At 46.3% G+C, this 6089-nt stretch carries 4 protein-coding genes; all 4 read right to left on the bottom strand.

Features of this window, described 5'->3' with window-relative positions; all coding sequences use genetic code 11:
- Positions 1 to 447 precede the first annotated feature (447 nt).
- From DY78_RS11535 to DY78_RS11520, 4 genes are read right to left on the bottom strand one after another with little or no spacing between them, the layout of a single operon-like run.
- Entirely contained in the window at positions 448 to 1467 is a 1020-nt protein-coding gene (locus DY78_RS11535) for an aldose epimerase family protein (protein WP_024623828.1), read from the bottom strand.
- A gap of 10 nt (positions 1468 to 1477) precedes the next feature.
- Entirely contained in the window at positions 1478 to 2149 is a 672-nt protein-coding gene (gene pgmB, locus DY78_RS11530) for a beta-phosphoglucomutase (RefSeq protein ID WP_024623827.1), read from the bottom strand.
- A gap of 56 nt (positions 2150 to 2205) precedes the next feature.
- Positions 2206 to 4449 carry a glycoside hydrolase family 65 protein gene (locus tag DY78_RS11525; RefSeq protein WP_033613549.1) on the bottom strand — a complete coding sequence of 748 codons (2244 nt, stop codon included), beginning with the start codon at positions 4447 to 4449 and terminating at the stop codon, positions 2206 to 2208.
- 14 nt (positions 4450 to 4463) lie between these two features.
- Positions 4464 to 5819 (bottom strand): SLC45 family MFS transporter, encoded by a 1356-nt coding sequence (locus tag DY78_RS11520; RefSeq protein WP_024623825.1) that lies wholly within the window; start codon positions 5817 to 5819, stop codon positions 4464 to 4466.
- Positions 5820 to 6089 lie beyond the last annotated feature (270 nt).

Genomic DNA, 6089 nt, shown 5'->3' with positions numbered 1-6089 from the left:
GAAGCTGATCTTTTTTGTCCGAACAGCGTTCGGATTAATTTTACAATCTACCAAATGTCATCAGATTCCCTCGATTTATAATTATTACGAACCAATGCCTAAATACTATTGTGACTTTGTTGTTAGTATACTGCAAGTGGCGTTTGTCATAAGTGCCCGATATGTAATTGTCACTCAGTTAACGTAGGTACATAAAAAACGCCGACCCGAATAAAGGTGTCGACGTTCTTTTAGACAGCATATAAAGTTGTAAATCAAGCTAGCTGGAGGTTGGTCATAATGGAATCCGCCATGTGGGTGGCGTTAGCGCGACGATTTTTTCGCGCTTACACCACGGGCGCCTTTCAAGACTGGTACTTTAGGCTTGAAAGCGAAGGTCAAGACCGCTCCACAGGCTTGGCCTGGCCCCCATGGCGGATGGAATTATGACCAACCGGAAGCGGCAACTTAGTTCTGAACCGCCAAGTACCGATACTGATTCGTATAAGACCGCGTTTCGCCGGCTGGTAAGACGATATCGCCGAAGCCGGGATGGTTGATTGCGTCGCTGACGACTTGCAGCTCCATCGCTAAGGCTTGATAGCTCGGAATACCCGCTGACTGGGGGGCGCCTTTCGGATTGGCAGTGAAGATGATTAAGCCGTTGCGGTCCGTGCATAATTGCAGTGCATGGTGTGGCCCTTGTAATTGGGCGACCGGTTCGGTTAATTCATCTAACTTGTAACAATCGTCGAATTCTGTTTTGCCCGTGGCCTTTGCCAGTTGGCGCAATCCCGCTTGAATCGTTTGTGGCTGTTGGAAATCATAACCACTTTGCGGCGTGGTGACTTGGAAAATGCCCGTGGGAACTTTGTGGTCGTCGACGGTAACTAACTTGCGTGCGTTAATCGTTAGAATTTGTTGATTGATTGGCAAGCCGTCCGCCACATTGAAGTAAACGTGGCAAGTCGGATTGAATAAAGTCGTGGCCGTGGCTTGGCCGCGATAGGTGACTTGGACCACATCGTCTGCAGTCAGCGTGTAACTGACGGTCACGGTCAAATCACCGGGAAAACCATCTTCGCTGCTGCGTAAAGTCGTGGTTAAGTTGACGGTGTCGCCATCTGGGTCGAATTGACCGTCAAAGTTACGAGTCTGCAAGCCGCGGTCGCCACCGTGAATTAAGTTGGCTCCTTCATTAGGTGTCAGTTGAACGGTTTGACCCCCTAAGTTAAACCGTGCTTGGCCAATGCGACCTGCCACGCGGCCCACGGTTTTACCGACTTGATAAGGCGTGCGCACGTAATCATCGAGGTCGTCGAAGTGGGTGACTAGCGAATGTTCGCCCTGGTCATCTTGCACGATGAAGTCCTGCCACGTCGCCGCATAACTTAAAACTTTTAATTGGCTGTGGTGCGCGTTTTCAATCGTATATTGATAAACGGGACTCCCTTGATAGTTGCCAAATTCTGCTTGCGTAATCGTCATACCCGCCTCCTTATGCTAAGGCTTGTTCGATATTAGCTAACGTTAAATCTTTAGTTGAGGTGAAGTTGATGTCGGCGGCAGCTAAGGTTTGCAAGTCACCGATACCAATTGAAGTTTCACCCGCGGCGTTAATGGATTGTACGCCGGCTTTGGCATCTTCAACCCCGATACATTCGTCTGGGCGTAAGTTCAAGATAGCGGCACCGCGGGCGAAGATTTCTGGGTCGGGCTTGCCGTGTTTTAAAGTGGCGGGGTCAACACGGGCACTGAAGTAATCCGCTAAGCCAAGTTGTTCTAAGACTAATGGCGAGTTCTTCGAAGCGGAGGCTAACGATAATTGATAGTCGTGCTTTTTTAAGTCGGCTAAGAAGTCCGCGATACCCGGTAAAATGGCGCTGGCATCCATGTTTTTGAGTAAGGCTAAATAATTGTCATTCTTTTTAGTGGCATAAGCTTCTTTTTCAGCTTGGGTGTAAGCATCGGTCTTGCCACCAGCTTTTAAAATGAGTTCCAAAGAATCCATCCGGCTGACACCTTTTAAGTCGTCGGCGAGTTCGTCGTTCCAAGCGACGCCTAGTTCGGTGGCGAGTTGGTGCCAAGCTTGGGCGTGGTAGACCGAAGTATCGGCGATGACGCCGTCTAAATCAAATACAAAGCCTTTAATTGCAGCAAATTTTGTCATGAAAATCTTCCTATCTGCGAAAACCCCACCGTCATTCGGATGGGGTTCGCTCTAAATTAGTTTAATGTTTGTGCTTGATCGTTAACTTTGATGGTTAAAGGTTCCCCTTTAATTAAGGCAAAGTGAGCGCCGGTACCATCAACGGTGACTTCAATAATGCGGCCCCGGAAGACTTGCCGGAAGGAGTACTTAGTCCATTGCTTAGGCAAGAATGGTTTGTAGCTCAAGACATCGTCATGAACGCGCATCCCAGCAAACCCTTGTACCATCGCAATCCAACCACCAGTCATCGACGTGATGTGTAAGCCATCGGCGGTATCGTTGTTGTAGTTATCCAAGTCTAAACGAGCCGTCCGGTTATAAAATTCAACCGCTTTGTCTTCGTACTTCAAGTCGGCCGCCATGACGGAATGAATTGCAGCGGATAAGCTGGATTCGTGGACCGTCATTGGTTCATAGAAGTCGAAGTTATGTTTCTTTTGCGCCGGGGTGAAGTCGTCAATAAAGTCATACATAACTTGTAAGACGTCCCCTTGCTTGATATATGGTGACCGGAGAATCTTGTCCCATGACCAATGTTGGTTGATGGGGAGTTGGTCGGCCGGAATGGCACTAACCGGTTCCAAGTCTTTGTCCAAATAACCATCATGTTGGACAAAGATATCTAAATCTTTGTCATATGGTAAGTACATCCGGTCAACGATATCTTGCCAGTGGGCTTTTTCGGCATCGGTGACGTTTAACTTAGCCGCTTGGTCAGCGGAGATTTCGCTCAAAATTTCGAGCGTGTATTTCAACGTCCATTGCGCTAAGTAGTTGGTGTTAAAGTTGTTATCCACGTTGTTTTCGTATTCATCAGGGCCAGTTACGCCATGAATCATATATTGTTGATTGCGTTTGCTGAAGTGCACCCGATCGGCCCAGAAACGTGAAATTTCGGTCAAGACTTTGCTACCTTCGTTTAAGACGTACGACTTGTCACCGGTGTAGCGGGTGTAGTTGTAAATTGCAAAGGCAATGTCACCGTTCCGGTGAATTTCTTCGAAAGTGATTTCCCATTCGTTATGGCATTCAATTCCGTTGAAGGTCACCATTGGGAAGAGGGCGCCTTGCAAGCCTTGTTCTTGGGCGTTGACATACGCGCCGTCAAGTTGCTTGTAACGATATAAGAGTAAGTTACGGGTAACTTCTGGCTTCGTAATCCCTAAGTAAACGGGTACGGCGAAGGCTTCGGTATCCCAGTAAGTGGCACCACCGTACTTTTCACCGGTAAAGCCTTTTGGTCCGATGTTCAAACGGGCATCGTCACCATAGTAAGTGCTGAAGAGACCGAATAAGTTGAACCGCATCCCTTGTTGTGCGGCCGTGTCGCCTTCGATTTTGACGTCTGATTGTTCCCAACGTTCCGCCCAAATTGCGGTGTGTGCGTTGAACAAGTCGTCAAAGCTGGCCGTGGCAACGGTTGCGCTTAATTTTTGCATGGCAGCCGTTAAACGCGTGATATCTTCATAATCACGCGAAGTAACAACGATGACCCGCTTTTCTAATTGCGCAGTGGTATCTGGGGCAACTTTGCTAGTAAAGGTCGTGGTAGTGGCCGTGCCCGTTGTTTGGGCGGTTGTTTGAGCGAAGCCGTCCATGACGTAACCAGCTTGCATCCCAGTCGTGAAGCGGGGTGTGCCAAAGTCATTGGCTTTCGTTTCGGCCACTAAGCTGCTTTCGTCGATATGCCGAACTTCCCAGAAGCGTTCGTCGTAGTTAGCGTCTTCGTTTTCAACGTCGGCGTCAATGCTACTGTCAACGGTGATGTTGAGTGGTTGCGTGCCGAGGTTTTTAAAGCTAACGCGTTGAACGGATAATTCTTTTTGCGCGACACTCAAGAAACGTTCAAACGTTACTTGGACTTTCGTTTGGTCCTGTTCAACGATAAATGAGCGTGTTAACAAGGCCCGCTGCATATCTAAGTCGAGCTTAAAATCGTGGAAACTCGTTTTAGCTAAGTCTAACGTTTCCCCGTTTAATTGGACGTTTAATTTAATGAAATTAACGGCGTTGACGACTTTGCCGAAATACTTGGGATAGCCGTTCTTCCACCAGCCGACCCGGGTCTTGTCCGGATACCAAACGCCACCTAAGTAAATGCCAGCCAGCGTGTCACCGCTGTAGGCTTCTTCAAAGAAACCCCGCATGCCCATGTAACCGTTGCCTAAACTAGTCATTGATTCTTGTAATCGTTTATTTTCGGCCTTGAAATCGGTCGTTGTAACGTGCCAAGGTTGAACATCAAAAATTCGTTTCATTGTATACTGCTCCTTTAAATTTTGTAGACTTCTTTAATAAAATGTACGGAAACTGCACCAAGTGCCAACATAATTGCGGCAAAGACGAACATGTTAGCTTGTGAATTACCCAATAATGGATATAATCCGAAACTGAGTAAGGAAGCCACGATTTGTGGTAAGCAAATCGAACCGTTGAAGAGTCCTAAGTAAGTCCCCATGTGTTCACCAGTCAAAGCATTGGTGATCATGGTTAATGGGTAAGTGTTCATCGCAGCCCAAGCCATCCCGACTAAGATAAAGGAAACAATTAGGGCATATTGATTAGTAATGAAGAAAATTGAAATGAAACCAACGGCGCCTAATAATAAGCTTAAAGCGTAGCCAAGTTTATGATGACCATTAGAAACGTGAGCTAAAACGTATGACCAAATAACCGCAGCGACGGATTGAACGGCGGACAAGATGCCGTACCAGTTCCCGGCAGCTTGATAGCCAGCCGAACTAGCATTGGCTGTATGCCAAACATTGATTGAAATCGCACCAGTTGAGTAAGTCCATAAGTATTGGAAGGCCATCCAGCAGAAGAATTGTACTAAAGTAACTTTCCAGAAAATTTTGGGTGCTTTCTTTAGTAATTCCCACCAGTTTCCACCGGTTTGGTTAGCATTTTCATCAATACCATGATACAACGCATAAGTTTCAGGATCGTATTCACGAACCCGGGCGATTGTAAAGATGGTCGAAAGAATTAAAATGCCAGCTCCAATGTAGAAAGACCAAATGACGGAATCCGGAATGACCCCTTTACCGGCAGTATTATTAACGCCGAAGAAAGTTAATAAGAATGGAAAGATTGCGGCTAAAACGGCCCCGGTATTTAATAGGAAACTTTGAATCCCATAGGCATAACTCTTTTGATCATCGTTGACCATATCACCAACCATCATTTTGAATGGTTGCATGGCGATATTCGATGATAAATCAAGAAAGGCCACCGTGATTGCTGCAAAGACTAAGGCAGCAATGGAAGCGTAGCCAAAACCGAGCGAGCCGGAATTTGGTAGTAGGAACATCACGATAGCGGCAACAATCGTCCCTAAGATTAAGTAAGGTAGGCGGCGACCACCAAGTTTTGGTGCCCAAGTACGGTCAGATAAACTCCCAATGATTGGTTGCACGACTAACCCAGCCAATGGTGGCAGAATGAAGAACCACCCTAAGTTATTTGGATCGGCCCCCAATGTTTGGAAAATCCGACTCATTTCTGAACTTTGCAATGTGAACGCCATTTGGACGCCTAAGAACCCGAGGCTCATAAGCCAAATGCGGGATGCTGGTAATTGCGGTAGGCCAACTTTTTTCGTTGACGCCGCTTGTTTAGTTGCCATAGTGAAAACCTCCTCTGTTAATTCCATAATCGATTATGTGACAAAGTATAAAACGTTTTCAAAGTTTGTGCAACCGGTTGCATTAGATTATTTTATAATGAATACCAATATATTTATAAGAAAAGTTGACAAATTCGCCGAAATGTCAACGTTTCCAATTGCATTTCATAAGTGGAATAATTTTTTCAAAAAATATTTATACAACGAGAAATTTCAAACGGTTGCGTACTTTAAGTAACCGGTAACAACGGAGTCAAAATGTAAACCCGC

The organism is Lactiplantibacillus fabifermentans DSM 21115 (genome assembly GCF_000498955.2).
Taxonomy (GTDB): domain Bacteria; phylum Bacillota; class Bacilli; order Lactobacillales; family Lactobacillaceae; genus Lactiplantibacillus; species Lactiplantibacillus fabifermentans.
Note: the sequence above shows the minus strand (reverse complement) of the source record. Positions and strands in the feature narration are given on the sequence as shown.

Excerpts from the sequence above, each read along its gene's own strand:
- DY78_RS11525 (WP_033613549.1), bottom strand. The coding sequence starts at position 4,449 with ATGAAACGAATTTTTGATGTTCAACCTTGGCACGTTACAACGACCGAT.
- DY78_RS11520 (WP_024623825.1), bottom strand. The coding sequence starts at position 5,819 with ATGGCAACTAAACAAGCGGCGTCAACGAAAAAAGTTGGCCTACCGCAA.
- pgmB (WP_024623827.1), bottom strand. The coding sequence starts at position 2,149 with ATGACAAAATTTGCTGCAATTAAAGGCTTTGTATTTGATTTAGACGGC.
- DY78_RS11535 (WP_024623828.1), bottom strand. The coding sequence starts at position 1,467 with ATGACGATTACGCAAGCAGAATTTGGCAACTATCAAGGGAGTCCCGTT.